Origin of the sequence: Vibrio jasicida 090810c (genome assembly GCF_002887615.1) — a bacterium.
GTDB lineage: Bacteria > Pseudomonadota > Gammaproteobacteria > Enterobacterales > Vibrionaceae > Vibrio > Vibrio jasicida.
Map to the genome: position 1 here is coordinate 594,357 of NZ_CP025793.1, position 21,963 is coordinate 616,319.

Consider the following 21,963-nt stretch of genomic DNA (forward strand, 5'->3'; position numbering starts at 1 on the left):
ATGACGAATTCAGCACTGCCCTAGTTTTTATTTACTGTTTTAACTATAGCAGTTGATGCTAACAACGACTTTCACCAGTGACTGACATGCAAGCACTTACATTGCTCACTTACAAAAACGCCATTACTGAAGGTTTCTTAAGCGCGTGTAAGCGAACGTAAGAATCAGAAGAAAGTGCAGTTTTTTTGTTTATCATGCTCCTCAATATTGAACGGTGTTTTATTGGAGAAAGGAATGAAAAAACGAGTATTGGCCATGAGCATTGCCTTGGCGGTGTCTGGTTGTGGTTCAGAAGGGAAAGATGGAAGCGCTAAGGAATCTAACACATTTACGTCCCAGTGTGGTGACCAACTGTCAGCTCAAGAGTCTGGCTTGTCATTTGTGGTGAAAGGAGACATCGCAGAATTGCAAGGGGTGATTTGTCAGGGCTCCCCAAAGGCGTTCGAGCAAATGATGGCGAAACACAGTAACGTGAAGCAGCTTAAGTTCATTAGTATTGATGGTTCCGTTGATGATGAATCAAACCTGGAACTGGCTTACCAAGTTCGTGCTAAACAGCTGGATTCCCATATTGCGAGCAGTGGGCAGATTGCCTCTGGCGGTACAGATTTATTTTTGGCTGGTGTAAATCGAACAATTGAAAGCGGTGCAACGATTGGCGTTCATTCATGGGCAACCGAAGACCAAGTCGCAACGGATTTCCCTGTCGGTCACAAGTATCATCAACCTTACATTGATTACTACAAGAAGATCGGTTTGCCAGACCCTGAAGGTTTCTACTACTTCACGATTAATGCAGCGTCGGCACAAAACATACACAATATGTCTGAGCAAGAGATAACCAAATACGGCCTAGGTAAACTTGTCTCCCCTGAAGGCGAAACGTCTTTGACCAGTGAGGTTGATAGTAAGCTTTTCGAGCAACTTAATGCTTCTGTGAATGCACTGAAATTCCAATCCCTTTGGGGCGGTTACGGGAACTACTTATCAGGTACGCCAGCTTACTTTCTACGCTTGGATGAAAAAAGCAGCACGCCAGTCACTGCCTATTTGGTCAATCCTTCCAAAGTCCCAGAGGAAGCGCAAAAGTTAGGCGTCAATGAAAGTGGTGCTCTGAATATCTATCAATACGAAAACAATATGCACGTCTTTCATGACGTAATAAACAAAGGTAATGGGGCGTATGAAAGGCAATATACGTTTAACGGAGCGAAGTACTATCTCCAAGTGTATAAGCCCTCAGAGACCTTCGTAAAAGGTGAGCATCAACGCAACACCATTGCATTAGCTGTGCATGAGATGTTTCATGATTATCAACTGGAGCACTTTAGCGACCCTGCCAATTACTTCAACGAGCTCAACGGTTACCCTGTGAATGTAGAGCAGATTACTTACAAGCTAGCGGTACTGGATCTGTTTAAATCTTTGCCTAAAACAATGACCCAAGACGAAGCGAAAACCATGCTCAAGCAATACATCGCTTTGACTCAGGAGCAAATCAATATTGATACCAGTAGTAAGCGTTATGCGAAGAATATGGGACTTGGCCAAGAGTTGTTTGAAGGCAGTGCTTGGTATGTTGAAGTGATGGCATTGAGAAATGCGCTACCGAATTTTTCCGAGCTCAAGTTCGTTGATAGCTACGCGTTTACGACTCAGTATCAAAATCGTGAAAGTGTGGAGTCTCAGTTTGGCTGGGGGTACTTCTATCCAAGTGGTGCAGCCGCTATTTATACCTTGAAGACGGCAGGCTATGACATCCTTCAATTGGAAAAAGGAGTGACACCCTTTGAGGCTGCAAAACAGGTGGTTGGTACGTTTGATGTTACTGACACCTTGAACCAAATTAAGCAGAGCGCTGACTTTAAAGCGCTACAGCAAAAAGCGGTAACCATTAACGCCATCAAAAACTAATGAGTCGATAATCCACGAAAGACAAGGCTCATCTGTGTTGCCCTAAAACAAAAAGCCGAGCGATGAATGAAGTGACCCCGTAAAGTTGGACATTTCTGTTAAGCGGCTTTCAAGGCCTGAGTTCGATACTCTATCGGAGTCAGGCCTTTTAGCTTCACCTTTATACGTTTGGTATTGTAGTACTCGATGTATTCTTTAATTTGCTCTATCAGAGTATCTGCATCTTCAAAGCTCTGGTTGTGATACATCTCTGTTTTAAGTAAAGCAAAAAAGTTTTCTGCAACAGCATTATCCAAGCAGTTACCTCTTCTCGACATACTTTGTATTAACCCACTCTCTTCGATTTTTTGCTGATATTGTCGATGCCGATATTGCCAACCTTGATCGCTATGTATAATTGGCTTTGAGTTCGGTCTAAGCTTTGATATCGCTTCCGTCAACATATCAATGACAAGCGGCAAACAGGCATTTTTAGCTACTCTATAAGCAACCACCTCTTGAGTAAACAAGTCGACAACCGGAGACAAGTACACTTTCTGCTCTTTGACTTTGAACTCCGTAACGTCAGTTACCCACTTTTCATCTGGCTGGGACGCACTAAAATCTCTTTCAAGTATGTTGGGAGCTGTTCTTCCAGACTCACCTCGATATGAACGGTACTTTTTAATCCTGACCGTTGATTTAAGGTTTAGCTGAGCCATAAGCCTTTGAACCGTCTTGTGATTCAACATGAAGCCTCGCTTTTTTAGTTCCAAGTGAATACGGCGGTAGCCGTATCGCCCCTTATGCTCATGATAAATTGACTTTATCAACCGCAGTTCACTTTCGTAACTATCAGTACGCTTGCTCGCTTGAGCCTGATAATAAAAGACACTTTTCGCCAGTTGCAGAGTTTGCAACAGGTGCTTCAGTGGGTACTTACCTTTAAGAGTTAGAGCTATGACCGCTTTTTCTTTGTTCGACGGTTCTTTTCTTGCTCCAACTCTTCCAACTTTTTTAGAACAGCATTCTCAGTTCGTAAGTAGATCAACTCCTCTCTTAGCTCCTCAAGTGTCATTTCATTATCTGGTTTAGTGGTACGTTGAGGCTGCTGTTTCATTGAAGGTCTTCCTTTCTGGCGAATTTTGAGCCCTTTGATACCGAGCTCGTTAAATCTTTTGAGCCAGACAGATAGTATCCCAGGGGACGAGAGGTTAAATACTGCGCTAGTGTGCGAAAGAGACCAGTCATTCGTCCACATTAAATTTAATGCTTTTAGCTTTGTTTGAGCAGAAACAGCATGTTTAGTTGGTAAAAATGAAGCTGCACCATGGATAGCAAAAACTTGGGCCCAATACCGAATCTGTCTCGAAGAAACTGAATATTGCTTTTCTAAATAACTAGATGACGTACCATTTAAGCATTGTTTAGCAATGACACATTTTAGCTCGCGGCTATATTTGGACATAAAAAGACCCCCAATAATTAGTGTCCAACTATGGGGGGTCAGTTCAGAATGCTCGGCTTTTTTGATCATTTACGCTGCTGGTGCTTGATGGTGATTTTGTTCTTCCAATTGTTTTTCGGCTTGCGCTTGTTTTTGTTTTCTACGCTCGCGTTTGGATAGCCAAATCAAAGGAACGACAATCATCACTGTGCCAATCGCCATAAAGATATCCGGTACTTCACCAAACCAGATTAAACCAACGAAGACAGCGCCAATTAAACCACTGTATTCGGCACTGGCAATTTTGTTGCTATCAATAGAGCGGTAAGCCAGTACACAAGTTGCCGCATAAATCATAATGAATAAGCTAGATCCTGTCGCGACTGGGAATGAACTCCAATCCCATGCTTCCCCTTCGATAAACACAAGCAGCAGAGATACTGGAATACCCGCGAGGTTAGTCATAAGTAGCGTGTGGACGACGGATTGATTCTTTGGCAGCTTACGGATCAATAAGTTGTTGATGGCTAGTGTTATCGCGACCGCTAATGCTGATAATGCCGCCCAATCAACTTGGTCTGGACGAATAATTACAAGCACGCCAGCAAAGCCCATGACGGCAGCGGCGATAGACTGAGCAGAGAGCTTCTCACCAAAAAAGAACGCGGCAAGTGGCAACATGATAAGTGGAGCTGCATAGAAGATCGCATTGGCGGTTGCGAGCGGCATTGAAGAGATCGCAAAAACCATAAAAATAGCACCCGTCAACCACACGTGAGCACGCACAGCATGCCATTTAAAGCCTTCCATTAGAGGGGTTTGTTTAGTGAATAAGTACACGGGCAATAACATCATTACAGCGGACAATTGTCGGTAAAATACGAACTGAAAAACCGGCACCTCGTTACCGACACTTTTGATCAAAGCGTCTGAGAGCACCGCAATTAGGTTACCAACAATTAATAGCAGCATGGCTGCGCCGACAGATGTGACTTTCACGTTATTCCTCTCCTCATTCTTTGCCAAAGAGTAGGGGATGTCATAGGATGAAGTGAAATGATATTTATTAGTTTAAGTATGAGATTTTTAGATAATGAAGCTGCCACCTTTAAGAGCGGTGCACTGTTTTGAATCGGTCGCGCGCAATCTAAGCTTTTCACTCGCTGCAGAGGAGCTCAACGTGACTCAAAGTGCGGTAAGCCATCAAATACGTTTGCTCGAAGATTATCTCGGTGAAGCTTTGTTTATTCGTCAAGGACGCAAACTGTCACTCTCGGAAACGGGAGCTCGTTATCTTGAAGACATCAGCCCCGCCATCAGTTCGATCGCAATGGCTAGTCAGAAAGTGAGAGAGGGTGATAAGGGCAGTTTAAGGTTGGCGATATACAGTTCGCTAGCGGTGAAATGGTTGATCCCACGTCTGGCGGATTTTAAGCGGTTACACCCCGATATCGACCTTACCTTGAATATGGTTGCGGGTGATCCTGAACAAACGGACAGTGTCGGAGACTGTTTCATTACGGTTCAAAAACCGAAGCGTAATTACATGGCGGTACGTTTGTATGATGAGACTTTGTACCCAGTTTGTAGTTTGAATCTTTGGAAGGAGATTCAAGACCAGCCGTTGCCGGATGCGCTTTGGAACTATCCGATTCTTTCTACTGACTCCATCTATCGTGAGCGTGGTAAAGATTGGGCAGAGTGGTGCAGCGTGGGTGGTTATGAGCTTCCAAAGAACATCGACATGCAGCACTTCAGCCACATGTTGCTGGCTATCGAAGCCGCTCGTTACGATCAGGGCATTACGTTTGCCAATGACTTCATGTTGAATGAACGGGATAAGGCTCAAGATTTGGTTTATATCCCTTCGCACGGTTTGGAGACGGGAGATAGCTTTTACTTTGTGCACAAAAAGAGCCGAGCCCGTCAGACCGAAATTATAAAACTGACAAACTGGCTCAAGCAGCAGTGCCTATAAATAGGAAAGGGAGGCGTTGTGCCTCCCTTTGCGATTCAAAAAGCGACTATTGCTTTTTGATCAGCGCTTTAATCACATCAATCGTGTATAGCTGACAATCGACAGCGGTTTGCGGGTCAAAGTCTTGTTTGTGCTGGTCAGTATTCGACAAGATGCGAATCCCAACAAATGGCACTTGGTAAGCTTGAGCAACCAAAGCCGCTGATGAGGTTTCCATCTCTTCAACAGATGTACCGTACGTTTCATGGAACCAGTTGATGCGGTCAACTTCGCGGTTCCACTCGTCCGCTGAACCAATCAAGCCTTTTACAACTTTGCCTTTTTTGTATTCTTCAGACAAAGAAAGAGCAGTTTCAATCAATGCCGGATCCGCTTTGAACTGTTTATGTTCAACAAACTCACCATCTTCACGTAAACGCATGGTTACGTCGAAGTTCTGCCACTTCGTTGGGTCGATGCCTTTGCCTTTTTCAGTAAATTCAGACTTGTATGAACCCATGTTGAAGCTTGCTTCACCGACAACAATATCACCACGGTAAAGCTTAGGGTCATGACCGCCAGATGTGCCTTGGTTGATGATGTATTTAGGATTGAAGTGTTCAATTGCAATCGTGGTAGAAGCGGCAGCATTGGCCAAGCCAACTTCGGTACGAGATACCACGACTGGGTAGCCGTCGATTTCACCTTGCCAGAAAGTCCAAGAACCAACGGTGGTTTCTTTTGCGTCATCTAGGGCTTCTACAAGCGTGCTGGTTTCAATATCCATTGCACCTTGAACTAGGATTGGTTGAGTTTGAGCGAAAACAGAGAATGAAAGCACGGCAGGAACCAGTGCGGCGAAACGTTTAAGAATTTGCATACGACATACTTACAAAAGGAAAAGATGGCGCAATCTATCAATAGCAAACGTTTGCGTCAATTGATGAATTTGTTAATTTTCTTAATGGATGACTTTTTTTGATTTTCATTCTAAATAACGAGAAATAAAAAATCCGAGCGGGGGAAGCTCGGATTTATGTTCTATCAGGGCTAAATTGAATGATGAATTAGCGCTAAGGCATTTTGCTTAGGTTGTAGAATGACGCTAGCTCGCCTGTTGCTTTTTCGCCATTCATATCCAGTTTCATTAGCATGTTTTCACCAACGAAATACTGGTTTGGACCTGACTCGTCGACCAAAGTAATGGTATTGCCAGACTCGTTCCAAGTGAACTTACCTTCAGATTTGATTGGTTCACCTTCTTTACCCTCATACAGCTCTACCAATGAGTAAGTGCCGTCTTCATTCAGTATTAGCGTGGTATCGATTCCTGCACAATCTGCACATGGAAGCTTGCCTTTGTATATGCCGTTCCAATCCAGTGCATTTTGCGCATTGTGGCCAGAATCGACAAACGTATCAGTCGTGATCACTTGCTCTTCTTCAATAGGAGTTGCATCAACCGTACTTTCAACTTCTGTCGCCTGAGGAACGTCAACTGTGGTTGTCTCTGCTGGTTTCTCGTCCTGACAACCGGCTAAAATAAATACGGCACTGGTGAGTGCTAATAGTGTCTTTTTCATTTTATTCCTCTTTTAATCAACAAGTTGATATACCGAAATGATCTCGAAGCATGTATGCTAAGGTCACTTGGGTATATGGTCTTAATAATAGACTCGTTTCCTACACCTGCGTCAGAAGAAAGCAAACCATTGATCTTCCTTTGTTAGAAAAACTCTTTAACGTCAGTGATTTGCAAATAGAAAGACAGGGAAGTAAAAATGGAAGAATTACTTATAGGAACTGCCCGAGTATTGGGTTCGCTTATTCGTTGGCTCATGTTTGAACTCATTTTAAATAGCGTTGTTTATCGTATTGGGTATGCGGGATTGTATATTCTGACGCTAGGTAAATGGCCTCATCGACCGGTATCACCAGAGATGAAAGGGCGAGTTCTTCTGTTTGGTATTGTGTTGTGTCTGTTGGTTTTTGCCTTACTTATATGGTTGCACTCTTAATGAGAGCCAGTAGGTAACAAGACAGAGATAGCTAGAAAAATAGAAAAGGCTCATCAGATGATGAGCCTTTAACCTATTAGGACGCCTTATCCATTGGCGGAGGGGTTTTGACCTCCTTTGATGGTGCTTCCTCTTCTGAAGCATCAGTGAAGATCTCTGCTACGGCGCTGCGTTCTAGCTCACCTTGCAGGTTACCTTCGTCATCAACCACTGGGAGTGAGTAATCGCATGACATAGTGTCAGGCAGAACTTGTTCAATAACCGTGTCTGGAGAGACAACAGGTACTTCCTCGTAAATCTCGTCATCCAACTCTTGCGCACCGTCACTCTTCGCTGCGTCCAATAAGCTTTCTTTGGTGACAACACCTTGATAGCCTTCGTCGGTCACGTGGTAGGCATAATCTTGCTTCACACGCTTCATTTCGATGAGGGCTTCCTCGATAGTTGTTGCTGCAATGCGGTACGCTGGTGGCTGCATTACGGTTTCAACTGTGAGCGCGCGGGCACGGTTCACGTCTTTAACAAACGCCTCTACATACTCATCAGCAGGATGAAGCAGAATTTCGTCTGGAGAACCTTGCTGTACTAACTCGCCGTCCTTCAAGATCGCAATGCGATCGCCTAAACGAAGTGCTTCGTCCAAATCATGAGTAATGAAGATGATGGTTTTGTGCAGCTTCTCTTGCAGTTCGATAAGCTGATCTTGCATTTCACTTCGGATCAAAGGATCGAGAGCGGAGAAAGCTTCGTCCATCAATAGGATCTCTGCATCGGTTGCTAATGCGCGCGCTAGCCCCACACGTTGTTGCTGACCACCAGAAAGCTGGGCTGGATATTGGTTCTCGTAGCCTTTTAAACCAACGGTTTCTAACCACTCGTTCGCTTTTGCAAGGCGCTCATCTTTCTTGAAGCCTTGAATTTCAAGGCCGTAAGCAACGTTGTCTACGACAGTGCGGTGAGGGAGCAGCCCAAAGCGTTGAAATACCATCGACATCTTGTGACGACGAAATTCTTCCAACTCTTTTGGTGAAAGTTTCATCACATCGACACCTTCAACCAAAATCTGCCCCATCGTTGGGTCAATCAAGCGGTTGAAGTGGCGAATCATTGTCGATTTACCAGAGCCAGATAGACCCATGATGACAAAAATTTCGCCTTTCTTGATTTGTAGATTGATGTCTTTCAATCCGACCGTATGACCCGTATCAGCAAGTATTTGGTCTTTGCTTTGTCCTTGCTTAACACGGTCGATAACAGAATTTGGTTTTCGGCCGAAGATCTTATACAGGCCGCTGATTTCGATAAGAGGCTTAGTCATGTTTCAGATCTCCTAAATGCGCTTGAGTGCGTTTCGCGTAGGCTTGTGATGCACGGTCGAATAAAATTGCCAATGCCACAATGGCCAAGCCGTTTAACAAACCAAGTGTAAAATATTGGTTGGTAATCGACTTCAGTACAGGCTGACCTAAGCCTTTTACGCCAATCATCGAAGCGATAACGACCATAGAAAGCGCCATCATAATAGTTTGGTTAATGCCCGCCATGATGGTTGGCATTGCCAGTGGGAGTTGAACTCCAACCAAGCGTTGTTTCTTGCTCGCGCCAAAAGCGGTGGCGGCTTCAAGCACTTCTTTGTCTACAAGCCGGATACCAAGGTTGGTAAGGCGAATGACAGGCGGTATCGCATAGATGACCACCGCAATCAATCCCGGAATTTTACCGATACCAAGCAGCATAACGACTGGAATCAGATAGACAAAGGCTGGCATGGTTTGCATTACGTCCAGCAGTGGTGTTACGACGGATTGCACTCGGTTAGAGCGGGCCATCGCAATACCAATGGGGATGCCAAGGGCAATGGCGAGCATAGTACACACAGTAATGATGCTGAGTGTTCGCATGGTGTCTTCCCACATGCCGAAATAGCCAATGAGCAAGAGAGAGCCAAAGCACGCGACACCAAGTTTCCAAGATCGACTTGCTGCATAAACTAATGCGGTGCAGACGGCGAGAATGATCACCCAAGGGGTAGTGATTAGCAGTTTTTCGAACCAAACGAGGAATGAGAGTAATGGGTCGAAGAAGGATTCAATAAGGTCGCCATATTCACGAGAAAAATCACGGTAGGCACCATCGAGCGTTTTACGGATGGCTCTAAGATCGGAGCGATCCATCTCTGGAAATTCGCTCAGCCAGTTCGAGTCAGACATGTTTACTTCCTTTTCTTACCGAGGCTCTATTGAGCCTCGGCATACAACAAATGCGGTATTCCTATACCGTTTACGAAACGTCTAAGTCTTACAGTGCGCCTTGCACTTTTTTAGCTACGTCTTGAGGAACCCATGCGGTCCAGATTTGTGGGTAGTTTTCTAGGAAATGGAACATAGTTTCTTCACCGTCAGCTTGATTGTCTTCCATCCAAGCCAATAGCTGGTTCATGTCCGCATTCGTAAAGCCACGCTTAGAGAAGTAGTTATAAGCCTCAGGAGAACGTGAAGCGAACTCTTCTGTAGTAATGGTATGAACAGGTGAAGGTGGGTACATGGTGGGTTTTGGTGCATCACATTCAGGTTGAGTTGTACAGTTCACAAACTCTTCTAAATCGACGCCGCTACCGAAATCGACTTTCACCATGTCGTATTTCCCTAACACAGCCGTCGGCGCCCAGTAGTAGCCAAACCACGCTTGTTCACGTTCGTAAGCTTTTGCGATAGAACCGGATAGGCCAGCGCTTGAACCTGGGTCGATAATGTCAAAACCAGCACTTGCAAGATCCATCGCTCTGTATAAGTTACCCGCACTGATTTGGCAGTTCCAGCCCGCAGGACAACTGTAGAAAGCAGACTTACTTTTATCTTCTGGGTGAGAGAACAGCTTAGCGTGCTTCTTCACACCTTCGATGGTTTTCATTTCAGGGTATTGTTTAACCAGATAAGCAGGAATCCAGAATCCTTCTTCACCGCCATCAACTAGAGCTTTGCCGGCATAACGAAGGCGCTTTTCTTCCACACCTTTATCTAACGCATCTTTGAGACTGTTACTCCAAAGCTCAGGAGCAACGTCTGGTTGGCCTTTTTCAATCATTGAGGTGCCGGTTGGCATGGTGTCGCCAGGGATGAGTTCGGCATCACAGCCGTAGCCGTGCTCAAGAATAAAACGGTCCACGTTAGCAATCAGTGTCGCAGAGTTCCAGTTCATGTCTGCGATGGTAACCGTTCCACACTCACTTGCGTTTGCGTTGGTCGCTGCTAGCGCACCAATCGCTAGTAGTAAGGGAGTTTTGTACGTCATATTGAGTTTCCTTTCTCTAAATAGCCTACTTAGGGTAACTAATTAATCATTAGTGTTCAAACTAATGTATTAGATGAATTATAGTTTCAATTGTTAATTGGTGTGAATGTGTTCGTGAGAATTAGATGAAAATAGCCACATAAATTAAAGGTTTTTCTGATGTGAAGTGCGATGAATCGTATGGTGGTTTGTAATGCTGAGCGCTAATTTGTTAGATGTCTAAAGAATATTTCGCTTAGGCGTCGATTTTTGCAAACTAAGATATTGGCATGTGCTAAAAACTGTAATTGGCATATGCCATAAACAGGCGTAATGTGAAGGCGTTATGTAGAGAGGTTGTCATGGCGAGACCAAAAATAGAAAGACGCATATGTGGACGTGCTGCACACCATTGTTTTAAACCCAATGGAGTTCCATTTTATGAACTCGAAAAAGTCGATATTTTGCCAGAAGAATTGGAAGCGTTGCGTTTGTCTGATTTTGAAGGGTTAAGCCAACAGCAAGCGGCCGAGCAAATGTGCGTCTCTCGCCAAACCTTCGGAAATACGGTGAAAAGCGCACGTTTTAAAGTTGCGAAAAGCCTAGTTGAGGGTCATGCATTAGTTTTTCCTGACCAGGAGTCAAACTCATGATTTATGCCATTCCAAACGACGGCGAACGCGTCGCCAACCATTTTGTCAAAGCACCGTATATTGCGATTTACTCAGATTCCGACGGTTTACTAAAGAACTTAGCAAACATCGCTTCTATGCCTCAATCTGGCTGCAAAGCGAAGTCTCAGCTTATTCAATCCTTGCATGAGTACAAAGTCGACGCGGTCTTGGTTCGCAATATTGGTGAACGCGCTTTAGGCAAGTTACTAAGTAGTGGTAAGCAAGTGTTTAAGTTGTCTACTCGCAGTTCACTTGATGATGTTTTAGGAGTACCACGTTCACCTCTCACGGTTGCCACGCAGGGTCGACCTTCAACCAATCACGCCAAAAAAGACAGTTGTAGAGGTTGTAGCAGTAAAAGCAAAGAAGTGCCTTCGTTATTACTCAATCCCAAACCTCAATCAAAAAAAGCACTCATGGCGCTTCGTCCGGCTAAGCTTAAAGCATTGGTTTCTTCTTACGTGAAAGAGGTGAAGTAATGGTTTGGCTATTCACTTTTTTAGGTTTCCTAACCATCATTTTGTTGATGTCACTGGGCGTGATCTTTCACAACAAACGTATTCAAGGCAGTTGCGGTGGCTTGAATAACGTGGGTGTGGATAAGGTCTGTAACTGCGAAATTACATGTCCTGAGAGCGAACGCCGTTTATATCAAATCCAAGAGCCTAGCTCGAAAGCGTAGTGTGCTTAACAGCCAACATCAAAATGCGTTGTTGCTCGCAAATACCTAGCGAAATGATGCGAAAAATTGGTAGTTAACTGGCTGAATTTACGATTATTTATCGATGTTTTTTTGGTTCTTTAGAGGTTGTCGATGAGTAGTAAACTGGCTGATTTTTCTGTGCATATTCCTATTACGCCTGAGTTGTTTGAGTTTCAAACCGAAGTGAAGGAGAAGCTGTATGACTTTAACCACGCACGACCTTCTGAGCATTTGAAGAAAGCTGAGATCATCGAATCACTTCTTGGCAGTGCAAACGGCGTGAACATCGTCCCGCCTTTCTATTGTGACATGGGCAAGAATATCCACTTTACTCAAGGTGGTTTTTTGAATGCTGGCGTTACCATTCTCGATCTTGCGCCTGTTCATATTGGTGAGTACGTGCAAATTGGTCCTAATGTGGTGATCAGTACGGCAGGACACCCCTTTGAGCTCGCTGAGCGCGTTCGTCCCATAGCAACGGGCAACCCAATTACCATCGGTGATAGTGTGTGGATTGGTGCGGGGGCCATTATTTTGGATGGCGTGACAATTGGTGACCGAGCGATTATTGGGGCAGGCAGTGTGGTGACCAAAGACATCCCAGCAGATTGCGTTGCAGTGGGGAATCCATGTCGCGTAGTGAAAACCATCGAGCAAAGCGAAATGCCATCAGAACAAGAGATCATTGAGATGTGGCGACCGTTGATGGAAATGAAGTTGGATTAGACAATATGGCTTTCTAAAGCGAAGTATTTAAAACCAACGGTGAAGGACAGAACAAGGCGAGCACATGTGCTCGCCTTGTTGTTTTTAAACAGCACCAAGTGGCGTGTATTGTTGCTCTAGCTGAGAAATAGGTTGGGGTTTGCTGAAGTAATAACCTTGAAGTAAATCCACGCCGAGTTCGCTTAAGCTAGAGACATGCTCTGCGGTTTCTACCCCTTCTGCGACCACGCGATAACCCAAACTTCTGCCCATCAAAATCATAGTGGAAACGAAATCGAGGTTGGATTGATCTTTGATGATGTCGGCGATGAAAGAACGGTCGATTTTGACTTCACTCAATGGCAACTTCTTCAATAACGACAACGAAGAGAAGCCTGTCCCGAAATCGTCCAAAGAGATGGTAATGCCCGCTTTTCTGAGCTTCTCAAGCGATTTCACACACAAGTCATAATCACTAATGGCTGCTGTTTCGGTGATTTCGATGCAGAAAAGAGACAACGGCAATCGGTAGTTAAGGATGGTTTGAATCACCTCGTCAGCAAAATAAGGCTGTACCAACTGACGTGCACTGATGTTGACCGAAATATGGCTCATCGATTGTAACCAAGCGGACTGTTGCACGTCACGACAGACTCGATTGAGAATGTATTCTCCCAATCGCGAGATCATACCTGCGTTTTCAGCGACCTGAATAAACTGGCTTGGCGGGACAAAGCCAAGCGCTTCAGATTGCCAACGAGCCAAGGCTTCTACTGCAAGCACACGCTGCGTTTTGTGGCACAACTGAGGTTGGTAGAACACATCAATTTCGCTTTGTTCTAAAGCGCGATTTAGGTGGTGTTCGAACTTAATTAAGCTTTGTGTCGTCGCTTCCATGGTGTCGTTGTAATGCACCACTTTGCGCCCACCGAGTAGCTTCGCTTGATACATGGCGATATCGGCTTTTTTGACCAACTCTTCAGGGCTATGGCCATCCGATGGGTAGAAGGAAATACCTAAACTGCCTTGGCTAACCAATTCCATCTCTTCATGAATCATTGGCTTTTCGATGGTACGTAAAATCATGCTAGCAACCTGGTTGGCTTGGGCGGCATTGCTGACATGACAGAAGAACAGAAATTCATCTCCGCCGAGTCGCGCAATGGTATGAGGCTCAACCAAAACACTCTCTAACTCTTTGGTTATGTGGCAAAGCAGAGCGTCGCCGACATGGTGTCCAAAAGAATCGTTGATCATTTTAAAGCGATTGAGATCCATCAACATGATGGCGCGAGGCTTATCCGGGTTGACGCTGATGTGTTCAACAATCTCTTCCATGATTTTGCGGCGGTTGGCGACGCCCGTTAGCGCATCGAAATACGCCATATGATGGATCTTCGCCGCGCTTTCTCGTTGCTCGGTCACGTCCGTCATTGAGCCGATAAAGCGCACCGCATGACCTCGTACGTTGCGTACTGCAGAGCCATTGGCTTGTACCCAGATATAGCTGTTGTCGTGTTTGCGAATACGAAATTCGGTTTTGAACGCCACTTTATCGATCAAGTGAGCTTGGATGTGTTCTTCTAATTGGTCGATGTCTTCTGGATGAATAAATTGGAACAGCTGATCGCAATCGATGTAGCGTTTGTGGGAGATGTTTTCATTGCCGAGCATGTTGACCAAGCGGCTGTTCCAACGCAGTTTATTGCTGGTCAAATCCCAGTCCCAAATACCATCATTTGAGCTGTTTGAGACCACCTTGAGTTGCTGTAGCAGTTGCTGTGAGTTCTTTTGACGTAAGGTGCTGGTGTTGAGTAGCGCATCACGTTCGATGAACAAAGACAACATATCGAGATAGTTGTTGAACACCGATTGGGTACCGATGTTTTGTTGATCTTCAAGCGAATCAACCACGGCGACTAACTGCCACTGGTTTTTTTGTCCCGTGGCAATTGGCATTACTGTCGCAACAAAGTGTTCGCAGCCTTCAAGGAAAGGGAAGTCACGAATGTCATCACTTGCTGTGCTCTGTTTTGGTAACGTGGTTGGTTGTGTCATGCCTTGTTCGACCCAACTCTCGATATGATATTGCTCCTGATCGCACTGTGCTAAACATGCCCAATCGAGGTTGTTGCCATACAAGCTTTGAGCGTCAAGGATGGAGTTAAAACCGTTCTGAGCTTGAGAATAGAAGTTCTCAAAAATCTCTGCCGGAGAGCGGCCTTCCACATTCAGCAGCGCATGACGAATGGAGTTCGGACATTCTGTTGATTCATAGGTTGGATTGCGATTACCGCAGGACTGACGGATAACCAGTTTCTGTGGCACTTGGTTAATCTGGTTTGAAAACGCAGCCCCTTGAATGCGCTCGATAGCTCGGCTAAATGCTCGGCGTGCCAGAACTTCCAATTGCTGATCGGCAGTGGTTAACGGTGGCTGAGTTTGTTTACCGAAGAAGACGTTATCAATACCAACCACGGCGACTTCATTTGGTACGGCAACTTGCAAGTGTTTGAGTTGCTCCATCATGCCAATAGCGTTGTGGTCGGTAGCACAAATAACCGCCGTACATTGCGAATTTCGCTGCACGAACTCAACAGCAGCTTCTCGTCCACCCGCTAATGAGCAGTTGCTAACGCTAAAGAAATCTTCGGGATTGAAAGCCCCTTGATGTTCCGTCGCAGCATGTTGGTAGGCTTTAAAACGTGAACGTACATCGTTAACCGACAAGTCACCACAAAAACCAATGCGTTGATGTCCTTGCTCCAACAGCCAGCGGTACAAGGCTTTTACGCCGTCACTTTGTATGCTGATGAACTGCTCTACATCAAGCGGTGCGTAGCTTGCACCCAAAGACAAAACAGGAATGCCTTTGCTCAGCGCTGTTTGCACCAGATGATCGGATGCAGAATGCAAAACCACCATCAATGCGTCGAGATGATGCAAAGCAACAGACAGGTCGAAGTCTCGGCGATGCCCGCTACGAATAAATACCAAATTAACCCCATGTTGCTTAGCCATTTGGCGCAACGTGGCGTTAAGCTCTCCCATATAAAAACCGCTCAACATAGGCAAGATGATGCCAATGGTTGGGCGTTTATCAAAAACACGTCTATTCATCTGAATCAGCAAGTCGAGTAAAACTCAAAAAGAAAAAGGTCACCTCTATGAGTAAGTTGAATATGAGGCTATTTGCATCCACACATTACTGACTAAAATCTCAAAAAAAAGACATAATTTGTGGAAATGATAATAGGCGCACGTTTGGTAGGGGATAGGATGAGTTCGCTGCCAGTTCGATGACGTAGTGTCAAAATTCAGTTCATGCCTGGTTTATAAAATGCTTTGGATTTAACAATAAAAACTGCCGAGAATGTCTAATTTTTACACAACTTGTTTTGCTTATTTTTTAACCGCCTTTAACTTTAAGGTTCGTATTAACAAAGGAGAACCAAAATGGCATTTATGAAACAGGATATTCCAAACCGTGTAACGGTGTACCATGACAATGTCGATCAGGAAAAAGAGTTGAAAAACGCGATGTTGCCAGAGAAACCTCGCTACTTTAACGGTTCTCCAACTTATCAGGCCGAAAGTGTGGAAGCGTTCGAAAGCAAGCTCAGCCAGATAGGTTTGTCACTTGATAAGTAATTTGATTGATAATGAGAACGCCCTCTAGATTGAGGGCGTTTTTGTTGAAGCCAGTGCTAACTTTACTGCGTTGCTTCGTCGCACACTTGTTTTTGTATGGCTGGTGGCGCTGGTTCGTAATGGCTTAGCGTCATATTGAAACTGCCTTCACCGCCAGTAATTGAGCGCAGACGACGAGCATAATCTTGCAACTCGTTGACCGGAGATTTGGCTCTTAACATAGTGAAGTTCGCGTCGATAGGCTCGGTACCTTCAATAAGACCGCGATTACCAGATAAATCGCCGGATACATCACCCACATTCGCGGTTGGAATATGAAGCTCCATTTGAACAATCGGTTCCAATACAATTGGTCCGGCATTATTGATGGCATCTAGAAAAGCTTTTTTACCGGCGATCACAAAGGCGATCTCTTTTGAATCAACCGAGTGGTATTTACCATCGTAAACCGTTACCTCGACATCTTTGATTGGATTGCCAGAAATCGCTCCTTCTTCAAGAGCTTGTACAATGCCTTTTTCTACAGCAGGGATAAGTGAGGTTGGAATCGTTCCGCCGACCACTTTATTCACGAACTTAAAGCCAGTTCCCCGTTCTAGGGGGCGTACTTTCAACTGCACTTCACCAAACTGACCAGCTCCGCCACTTTGTTTCTTATGACGGTAATGTCCTTCAGCAGGCTTAGTAATGGTTTCAAAATACTCGACACTTGGTTGGCTGGTCTCCACTTCCAGTTTGTAAACAGAAGACATTTTCTCAAGCGCTACTTTGAGGTGGAATTCACCCTGACCACTGGTGATGGTTTCATTAGTACGTGCGCGATGTTCGATTCGAAGAGAAGGGTCTTCACTGGCGATTTTATTCAGCACATCCCCAAGCTTTTGTTCGTCGCCACGCTTAACTGGTTTTAGGCACAGCGAGTACATTGAATCTGGGAAGTTGAGGGTTTTAAGTTGCACGCCATCTTCTTCATGAGAGTCATGAACAATGGAATCAAATTCCAACTCATCCACTTTGGCGAGCACACAGAAATCGCCGGCAAGCGCCCTTGGGATCTCCGTTCTGTCTTTGCCTTGTAACTGGTAAAGGTGACCGACTTTAAATGCTTTGTTGCTTTCGCCTATGTAGAGCTGGCTGCCTGCGTTGATTTCACCTTGGTAAACACGCAAGTAGGCGAGTTTGCCCATGTAAGGATCAACGCTGATCTTGTACACATGCGCGACGCTGTGCTCAAGTGCTTCACAGTTTACTTTGACCTTCTTGCCACTTTTCTCCAACAGCGGTGGGTTACCTTCATTTGGCATCGGCATGATTTCTGCCAACGTTCTTAAGAGCAGGTCGACGCCTGCGCCCGTTTCAGAAGAAACAAAACAAATTGGAATCACGTGGCCTGTTCTTAACGCTTCCTCAAATGGGTCGTGCAGTTGTTCTGCTGTCAGTTCTGAGCCTTGTTCGAGATAGAGTTCCATTAAGGCTTCATCGACCTCAATAACCTGATCAATCAGAGTTTCGTGAGCATCTTCAACTCGTGAAAGCAAAGTGTCACGTTCTAATTCTGGCTCAAAATAACAGTCGACCACGGATTTGGCATCGGCTGAAGGTAAGTTGATTGGTAAACAGTTATCGCCAAAATGCTCAATGATGTTTTCCATCACGGCTTCAAGTTGGTTACCGTGATTGTCTAGCTTGTTGATGATGATCATCTGGCATTTTTGTTGCTGTTTCGCGAAGGTAAATAAGCGATCAGCTGTTTGGTTGATGGGCATTTGAGGGTCGATGATCAACGCTGAAGTTTCCACGGCAGGGAATACGCTGAGCGTGCGTCCGAGTAATTCGTTCTGTCCCGGAGTGTCGATGATATTGAGGCGATGTTTATTCCAACTTAGGGCGACTGGGGTGGCTTCGATACTGTGTTGATATTGGATGGATTGTTGGTCGAAATCGGTCACCGTATCGCCTTTTTCCACACAACCTAAATGGTTGGTAGCTTGGCAGGTGTAGAGCAGTTTTTCTATCAGTGTGGTTTTGCCGGTACCCGTTTGACCGACAAAGGCGACGTTGCGGATCTTATTGATAGGCATAGAGCCTCCTTGCAAATGACGTGCGAAACCGAGTGAGCCTTTAGCGGCCAATCAACGGTTCCAAAGCAAACCTGATATCAGGCACGAACTGCATTGGAGTAGGGCGGGTTTACCGCCTTTTCGTCTTCCATGTCATTTTTCGGATGACTCTATACATACAACCACCACCTTGCTGAAAAAGCGCATTAGAGGTTACTACGGTATTAGCATGCCGTAATAACCCCGTAATTTATGTGACTTATTTCATGCTGACGGTGATTGTTTTTTAATCTAGGTCATGAAATGGGTGATGGGGTGATCACTGATCCTTTACAGGACGATTTCACCTTCTCGATATACCAAAGCAGGCTCAACATCTTGACCCAGTAAAACCGGACCATCTAAGTCGACCACTTTCGATTGAACAGCGATAGGTAGTGCTGCTCGCATCGCCAATGAAGTGCCTAGCATGCAACCAGACATCAAGGTAAAGCCAAGGCGTTTCGCTTCTTCTGCAAGCAGTAGGGCTTCGGTTAGACCACCCGTCTTGTCGAGCTTGATGTTGACCATCTCGTATTTGCCTACCAATTCATGCAATTGTTGGCGCGTATGGCAACTTTCATCGGCACAAAGTGGAATTGGGTGCGAAATGTCTTTTAGCTTGTCATCGTCATTCGAGGGTAAAGGCTGCTCAATCATCACAATATTCAGTGGCGCTAGCGCGGCAAAGGTGGCGTCTAAATCCAGTTCTTGCCATGCTTCGTTCGCATCCAGCACGATCATCGCATCGCCTGCCGCTTCACGAACAGCGCGAACACGCTCAATCACTTGTTCGCCATCGAGCTTCACTTTAAGTAGTTTTGCGCCTTGTTTGATGTAGTTACGAGTCTGGTTTGCCATCGCTTCTGGCGTGTTAATCGACACGGTCATCGCAGTGACAATCGATGCTGGCAGTTCAAATAAATCTTGAGTGTGTTGCTTGCCCGTTAGCTTAGCTTGTAAGTTCCACATCGCGCAGTCGAGTGCATTACGTGCCGCACCACCAGGGAGAAGGGTTTGGAGCTTTTCTCTGAGGGAGACAATATTCGCATCACCTCCGGCAAACAAACCTTGCAGTTCATGGGCGGCTTGAAAAATGGCTTTGATCACCGATTCCACCGACTCGCCGTAACGGGGATAAGGCGTACATTCACCTTGGGCGCTGATGCCGTTTTGCTCTATGGTTACTCGCACCACGTGACATTCGGTTCGACTGCCACGGGAGATACGGAAAGGCGTCGCCATCGCAATGGTGACGGGCTCTACATGAATTTTCATCGCGTCTACAATCCTTAAATCGCAATAATGTGTTGAGCAATTTGCTCTACGCCAAAACGCACAGGATCGGTAACAGGGACTTGGTATTTCTCAGTCCAGTCTTGGCAAAGCTGTGCGGCATCATCTTCACTGATTGCGCAAGTATTCAAGCAGATTCCGACAAGACGTGTGTCAGAGTTTGTTAAACGTGCGGCTTGCAAATTGGCTTCAATGGTTTGTTCGATGCTTGGTAATTTTGCATGAGGAAGGTTGCGAATGTGCGGGCGACCGATCTCGTGACACAATACCAAAGCGTCTGCTTGAGCACCGTGAAGCAAGCCTAAACTCACACCAGCAAAAGAGGGATTGAACAGTGAACCTTGCCCTTCAATGATGTCCCATTCATGGTCAGTAAACTCTGGGCTAATGGCTTCCACCGCACCGGAGATAAAGTCCGCGACAACAGCATCAATCGAAATACCACTGCCCGCGACTAAGATGCCCGTTTGACCTGTGGCTTTAAATTCTGCTTTACAACCAGATTGCTGTAAGGCTTTCTCAATTGCGAGGGCTGAGAACATTTTTCCAACCGAGCAGTCGGTGCCAACCGTTAGTAAGCGTTTACCTGAGCGCGCTTTACCATTGCCCACTTTCAGCGGTTCATCGTAATGGCGTACATCGTGCAACTTGGTTAAGTCACGTTGCTGTAAGTCATTCAAAGGCGCAAATTCAGAAAGACGTTGATGCATACCCGAGGCAATTTCAAACCCCATTTCCGCCGCTTCTAGTAACGTCGCCTGCCATGATTCAGGAATAACACCGCCAGGGTTTGCTGTACCGATGACGAGCGTTTTTGCGCCTTGCTGCTGAGCTTGTTGCAGCGTCATGTCGGTTAAACCTAATGAAACGGTTTCTGGCGTAAGACGAAGCTGACCTAAACAAATCTCTGAGCGCCATTGATGGATACCGCGTGCAGTTTTTGCGGCTAATGGATCGGTGACGTCGCCAAGAAAAAGTAGGTAAGGTTGAGCAATTTGCATGATGGTTCCCTCTGTCATTCAATATGTTTTCAAACAATACGTTTTCAAGTAATGGCGTTTTCAAACAATGTAGCCAGTTTGAAGAGGGAAGCCGAATGCCTATTTGTTGTGCGCCTATAACTTGAAGTTATGGACAAAGGTAAGCACTAACTTACTGATTCACCTGATGCTTTACGGAATCAATAAATAGCTTGGTAGAAATAGACTGTGGGGTGTGCTCGGCAAATAATATAGACACTGAAAACGACAATGTAGGAGAGAGTGAGCGCACGCTGACTGCTTCATCATGCTGATATTGTTTTGCGGTCCAAGGATCAACAATGGCGAAACCCGCGTGGTGTTTGACTAACTCTGCCGCAGCCGCGTAACTGCGCACCGTAATTGGATGTTGGTAGTGTTCGTCGCGAGCGGTTAAGGTTTGGTGCAGCAATAAACCAAGCGGGTCACGACTGTCCAAGCCGATGATTGGCAAGTCGTGCTGAATCAAATCATCAAACGAAATGGTCTCGTCGTCCGAATTGAGCGCTTCTTTTGGCGCAATTAGAACAAGTTGTTGCTTAAGTAAAACCTCACTCAAAATCGCGGGAGGGGCTTCTTCACCAAAGGCAATCGCCACATCCAATTCGTGCTTAAGCAAGCCTGAACATAGCTCATCACGGTTTGCCGTTAGTAGTTCAAACGAGATACCTTGTTGCTTGGAAAGAGTGGCAACGGTTGGAGCAAGCAATTGGGAAGCCAATACGGGGGGAGCTCCAACTCTCAAGTGTTGAGTGCCTTGTTTCACCTTATTGGTGAGCGAGCGAAATTGGCCGAGTTGCTGATAGACCTTCTCTGCTTCTGGAAACAGTGCTTTGGCTTCTTGCGTTGGCACCAAGCGACCTTTGACGCGTTCGAATAAAGTAAAGCTAAGTTGTTGTTCCGTATGCGCAAGCACCCGAGTGACGTTTGGTTGAGAGACATGTAACAAACGTGCAGCGCCAGAGACTGTTCCGGTTTGCATGATGGCATAGAAGACTTCCAGTTGTCTTAAGTTCACTGCGCTTTCCTTTGCGTTTATTGAGCAAGATGAGAATCTCTAATTTACTTCATTAAGGATTGCATCTCTATATGGATGTGCGGTTCTGGTTTGTGAGAGGAAATCATATCGCACCAAACATAGTTGAAATGATTGTATTTTCTTCGTTTTTGTCTGCTTGAATATGTTAACGTGGTGTAACTTCGAACCTCAAGCATACTTGAGGTAAAGCGC

The 21,963-nt window shown here is 45.5% G+C and carries 21 protein-coding genes; 8 read left to right on the forward strand and 13 right to left on the reverse strand.

Features of this window, described 5'->3' with window-relative positions; genetic code table 11:
* The first annotated feature begins 234 nt into the window (after positions 1–234).
* A complete protein-coding gene (locus C1S73_RS20310; RefSeq protein ID WP_038869172.1) occupies positions 235–1,914 on the forward strand; it encodes a hypothetical protein in 1,680 nt (559 codons plus the stop codon).
* A 98-nt stretch (positions 1,915–2,012) separates the two neighbouring features.
* Here the strand turns inward: C1S73_RS20310 and C1S73_RS20315 are convergent, their stop codons facing one another.
* From C1S73_RS20315 to C1S73_RS20325, 3 genes are all read right to left on the reverse strand, one after another.
* Positions 2,013–2,855 (reverse strand): IS3 family transposase, encoded by an 843-nt coding sequence (locus C1S73_RS20315; protein ID WP_244179738.1) that lies wholly within the window; start codon positions 2,853–2,855, stop codon positions 2,013–2,015.
* Positions 2,852–3,361, reverse strand: a complete 510-nt coding sequence (locus tag C1S73_RS20320) for a helix-turn-helix domain-containing protein (protein WP_038873058.1) — start codon at positions 3,359–3,361, stop codon at positions 2,852–2,854. Before C1S73_RS20320 ends, C1S73_RS20315 begins: the two co-directional genes overlap by 4 nt.
* 69 nt (positions 3,362–3,430) lie before the next feature.
* A complete protein-coding gene (locus C1S73_RS20325) occupies positions 3,431–4,339 on the reverse strand; it encodes a DMT family transporter (RefSeq protein WP_038864958.1) in 909 nt (302 codons plus the stop codon).
* Between the two features lie 94 nt (positions 4,340–4,433).
* On the opposite strand from C1S73_RS20325, the gene C1S73_RS20330 reads away from it, so the two are divergent.
* Entirely contained in the window at positions 4,434–5,318 is an 885-nt protein-coding gene (locus C1S73_RS20330) for a LysR family transcriptional regulator (RefSeq protein WP_038864959.1), read from the forward strand.
* 46 nt (positions 5,319–5,364) lie between these two features.
* On the opposite strand, the gene C1S73_RS20335 is transcribed toward C1S73_RS20330, so the two are convergent.
* Both C1S73_RS20335 and C1S73_RS20340 read right to left on the reverse strand, forming a co-directional pair.
* Positions 5,365–6,177, reverse strand: a complete 813-nt coding sequence (locus C1S73_RS20335; protein WP_038864961.1) for a 5'-methylthioadenosine/S-adenosylhomocysteine nucleosidase — start codon at positions 6,175–6,177, stop codon at positions 5,365–5,367.
* A 193-nt stretch (positions 6,178–6,370) separates the two neighbouring features.
* Positions 6,371–6,880, reverse strand: coding sequence for a copper resistance protein NlpE (locus tag C1S73_RS20340; RefSeq protein WP_038864963.1), 510 nt, complete (start codon positions 6,878–6,880; stop codon positions 6,371–6,373).
* A 198-nt stretch (positions 6,881–7,078) separates the two neighbouring features.
* On the opposite strand from C1S73_RS20340, the gene C1S73_RS20345 reads away from it, so the two are divergent.
* Positions 7,079–7,315 (forward strand): hypothetical protein, encoded by a 237-nt coding sequence (locus C1S73_RS20345; protein WP_038864965.1) that lies wholly within the window; start codon positions 7,079–7,081, stop codon positions 7,313–7,315.
* A gap of 76 nt (positions 7,316–7,391) precedes the next feature.
* Here the strand turns inward: C1S73_RS20345 and C1S73_RS20350 are convergent, their stop codons facing one another.
* From C1S73_RS20350 to C1S73_RS20360, 3 genes are all read right to left on the reverse strand, one after another.
* A complete protein-coding gene (locus C1S73_RS20350; protein ID WP_038864967.1) occupies positions 7,392–8,633 on the reverse strand; it encodes a quaternary amine ABC transporter ATP-binding protein in 1,242 nt (413 codons plus the stop codon).
* Complete coding sequence (locus C1S73_RS20355; protein ID WP_038864969.1) at positions 8,626–9,525, reverse strand: ABC transporter permease; 900 nt, start codon at positions 9,523–9,525, stop codon at positions 8,626–8,628. The genes C1S73_RS20350 and C1S73_RS20355 overlap by 8 nt, the downstream gene beginning before the upstream one ends.
* A gap of 88 nt (positions 9,526–9,613) precedes the next feature.
* Complete coding sequence (locus tag C1S73_RS20360) at positions 9,614–10,606, reverse strand: ABC transporter substrate-binding protein (RefSeq protein WP_038864971.1); 993 nt, start codon at positions 10,604–10,606, stop codon at positions 9,614–9,616.
* Positions 10,607–10,947: 341 nt separating this feature from the next.
* Here C1S73_RS20360 and C1S73_RS20365 point away from each other — a divergent pair, with 341 nt between their 5' ends.
* From C1S73_RS20365 to C1S73_RS20380, 4 genes are all read left to right on the forward strand, one after another.
* Complete coding sequence (locus tag C1S73_RS20365; protein WP_038864973.1) at positions 10,948–11,238, forward strand: DUF134 domain-containing protein; 291 nt, start codon at positions 10,948–10,950, stop codon at positions 11,236–11,238.
* Entirely contained in the window at positions 11,235–11,738 is a 504-nt protein-coding gene (locus C1S73_RS20370) for a NifB/NifX family molybdenum-iron cluster-binding protein (protein ID WP_038864975.1), read from the forward strand. Before C1S73_RS20365 ends, C1S73_RS20370 begins: the two co-directional genes overlap by 4 nt.
* Positions 11,738–11,941, forward strand: a complete 204-nt coding sequence (gene nqrM / locus C1S73_RS20375) for a (Na+)-NQR maturation NqrM (RefSeq protein ID WP_038864977.1) — start codon at positions 11,738–11,740, stop codon at positions 11,939–11,941. Before C1S73_RS20370 ends, nqrM begins: the two co-directional genes overlap by 1 nt.
* Positions 11,942–12,073: 132 nt before the next feature.
* Positions 12,074–12,688 carry a sugar O-acetyltransferase gene (locus C1S73_RS20380; RefSeq protein WP_038864979.1) on the forward strand — a complete coding sequence of 205 codons (615 nt, stop codon included), beginning with the start codon at positions 12,074–12,076 and terminating at the stop codon, positions 12,686–12,688.
* Between the two features lie 84 nt (positions 12,689–12,772).
* Here the strand turns inward: C1S73_RS20380 and C1S73_RS20385 are convergent, their stop codons facing one another.
* The gene (locus C1S73_RS20385) at positions 12,773–15,787 is read right to left on the reverse strand and encodes an EAL domain-containing protein (RefSeq protein WP_081634734.1); all 3,015 of its coding nucleotides are present in this window, start codon (positions 15,785–15,787) and stop codon (positions 12,773–12,775) included.
* A gap of 336 nt (positions 15,788–16,123) precedes the next feature.
* Between C1S73_RS20385 and C1S73_RS20390 the strand changes: the two genes are divergently transcribed.
* A complete protein-coding gene (locus tag C1S73_RS20390; RefSeq protein ID WP_038864981.1) occupies positions 16,124–16,318 on the forward strand; it encodes a hypothetical protein in 195 nt (64 codons plus the stop codon).
* Between the two features lie 62 nt (positions 16,319–16,380).
* Here C1S73_RS20390 and fusA read toward each other — a convergent pair whose 3' ends face one another.
* The 4 genes from fusA to C1S73_RS20415 form a co-directional block, all read right to left on the reverse strand.
* Complete coding sequence (gene fusA, locus C1S73_RS20395; protein ID WP_038864983.1) at positions 16,381–18,399, reverse strand: elongation factor G; 2,019 nt, start codon at positions 18,397–18,399, stop codon at positions 16,381–16,383.
* A 309-nt stretch (positions 18,400–18,708) separates the two neighbouring features.
* The gene (gene dgcA / locus C1S73_RS20405) at positions 18,709–19,695 is read right to left on the reverse strand and encodes an N-acetyl-D-Glu racemase DgcA (RefSeq protein ID WP_038864984.1); all 987 of its coding nucleotides are present in this window, start codon (positions 19,693–19,695) and stop codon (positions 18,709–18,711) included.
* Between the two features lie 14 nt (positions 19,696–19,709).
* Positions 19,710–20,714 (reverse strand): N-acetyltransferase DgcN, encoded by a 1,005-nt coding sequence (gene dgcN, locus C1S73_RS20410; protein ID WP_038864985.1) that lies wholly within the window; start codon positions 20,712–20,714, stop codon positions 19,710–19,712.
* 151 nt (positions 20,715–20,865) lie between these two features.
* A complete protein-coding gene (locus C1S73_RS20415; protein WP_038864986.1) occupies positions 20,866–21,750 on the reverse strand; it encodes a LysR family transcriptional regulator in 885 nt (294 codons plus the stop codon).
* Positions 21,751–21,963: the final 213 nt, after the last annotated feature.

Bases quoted from the DNA above. Each gene is read 5' to 3' on its own strand.
- C1S73_RS20310 (WP_038869172.1), top strand. From the start codon at position 235: ATGAAAAAACGAGTATTGGCCATGAGCATTGCCTTGGCGGTGTCTGGT.
- C1S73_RS20340 (WP_038864963.1), bottom strand. From the start codon at position 6,880: ATGAAAAAGACACTATTAGCACTCACCAGTGCCGTATTTATTTTAGCC.
- C1S73_RS20380 (WP_038864979.1), top strand. From the start codon at position 12,074: ATGAGTAGTAAACTGGCTGATTTTTCTGTGCATATTCCTATTACGCCT.
- dgcA (WP_038864984.1), bottom strand. From the start codon at position 19,695: ATGAAAATTCATGTAGAGCCCGTCACCATTGCGATGGCGACGCCTTTC.
- C1S73_RS20345 (WP_038864965.1), top strand. From the start codon at position 7,079: ATGGAAGAATTACTTATAGGAACTGCCCGAGTATTGGGTTCGCTTATT.
- C1S73_RS20360 (WP_038864971.1), bottom strand. From the start codon at position 10,606: ATGACGTACAAAACTCCCTTACTACTAGCGATTGGTGCGCTAGCAGCG.
- C1S73_RS20335 (WP_038864961.1), bottom strand. From the start codon at position 6,177: ATGCAAATTCTTAAACGTTTCGCCGCACTGGTTCCTGCCGTGCTTTCA.
- C1S73_RS20365 (WP_038864973.1), top strand. From the start codon at position 10,948: ATGGCGAGACCAAAAATAGAAAGACGCATATGTGGACGTGCTGCACAC.
- C1S73_RS20390 (WP_038864981.1), top strand. From the start codon at position 16,124: ATGGCATTTATGAAACAGGATATTCCAAACCGTGTAACGGTGTACCAT.
- dgcN (WP_038864985.1), bottom strand. From the start codon at position 20,714: ATGCAAATTGCTCAACCTTACCTACTTTTTCTTGGCGACGTCACCGAT.
- C1S73_RS20330 (WP_038864959.1), top strand. From the start codon at position 4,434: ATGAAGCTGCCACCTTTAAGAGCGGTGCACTGTTTTGAATCGGTCGCG.
- C1S73_RS20350 (WP_038864967.1), bottom strand. From the start codon at position 8,633: ATGACTAAGCCTCTTATCGAAATCAGCGGCCTGTATAAGATCTTCGGC.
- fusA (WP_038864983.1), bottom strand. From the start codon at position 18,399: ATGCCTATCAATAAGATCCGCAACGTCGCCTTTGTCGGTCAAACGGGT.
- C1S73_RS20355 (WP_038864969.1), bottom strand. From the start codon at position 9,525: ATGTCTGACTCGAACTGGCTGAGCGAATTTCCAGAGATGGATCGCTCC.
- C1S73_RS20385 (WP_081634734.1), bottom strand. From the start codon at position 15,787: ATGAATAGACGTGTTTTTGATAAACGCCCAACCATTGGCATCATCTTG.
- C1S73_RS20320 (WP_038873058.1), bottom strand. From the start codon at position 3,361: ATGTCCAAATATAGCCGCGAGCTAAAATGTGTCATTGCTAAACAATGC.
- C1S73_RS20370 (WP_038864975.1), top strand. From the start codon at position 11,235: ATGATTTATGCCATTCCAAACGACGGCGAACGCGTCGCCAACCATTTT.
- nqrM (WP_038864977.1), top strand. From the start codon at position 11,738: ATGGTTTGGCTATTCACTTTTTTAGGTTTCCTAACCATCATTTTGTTG.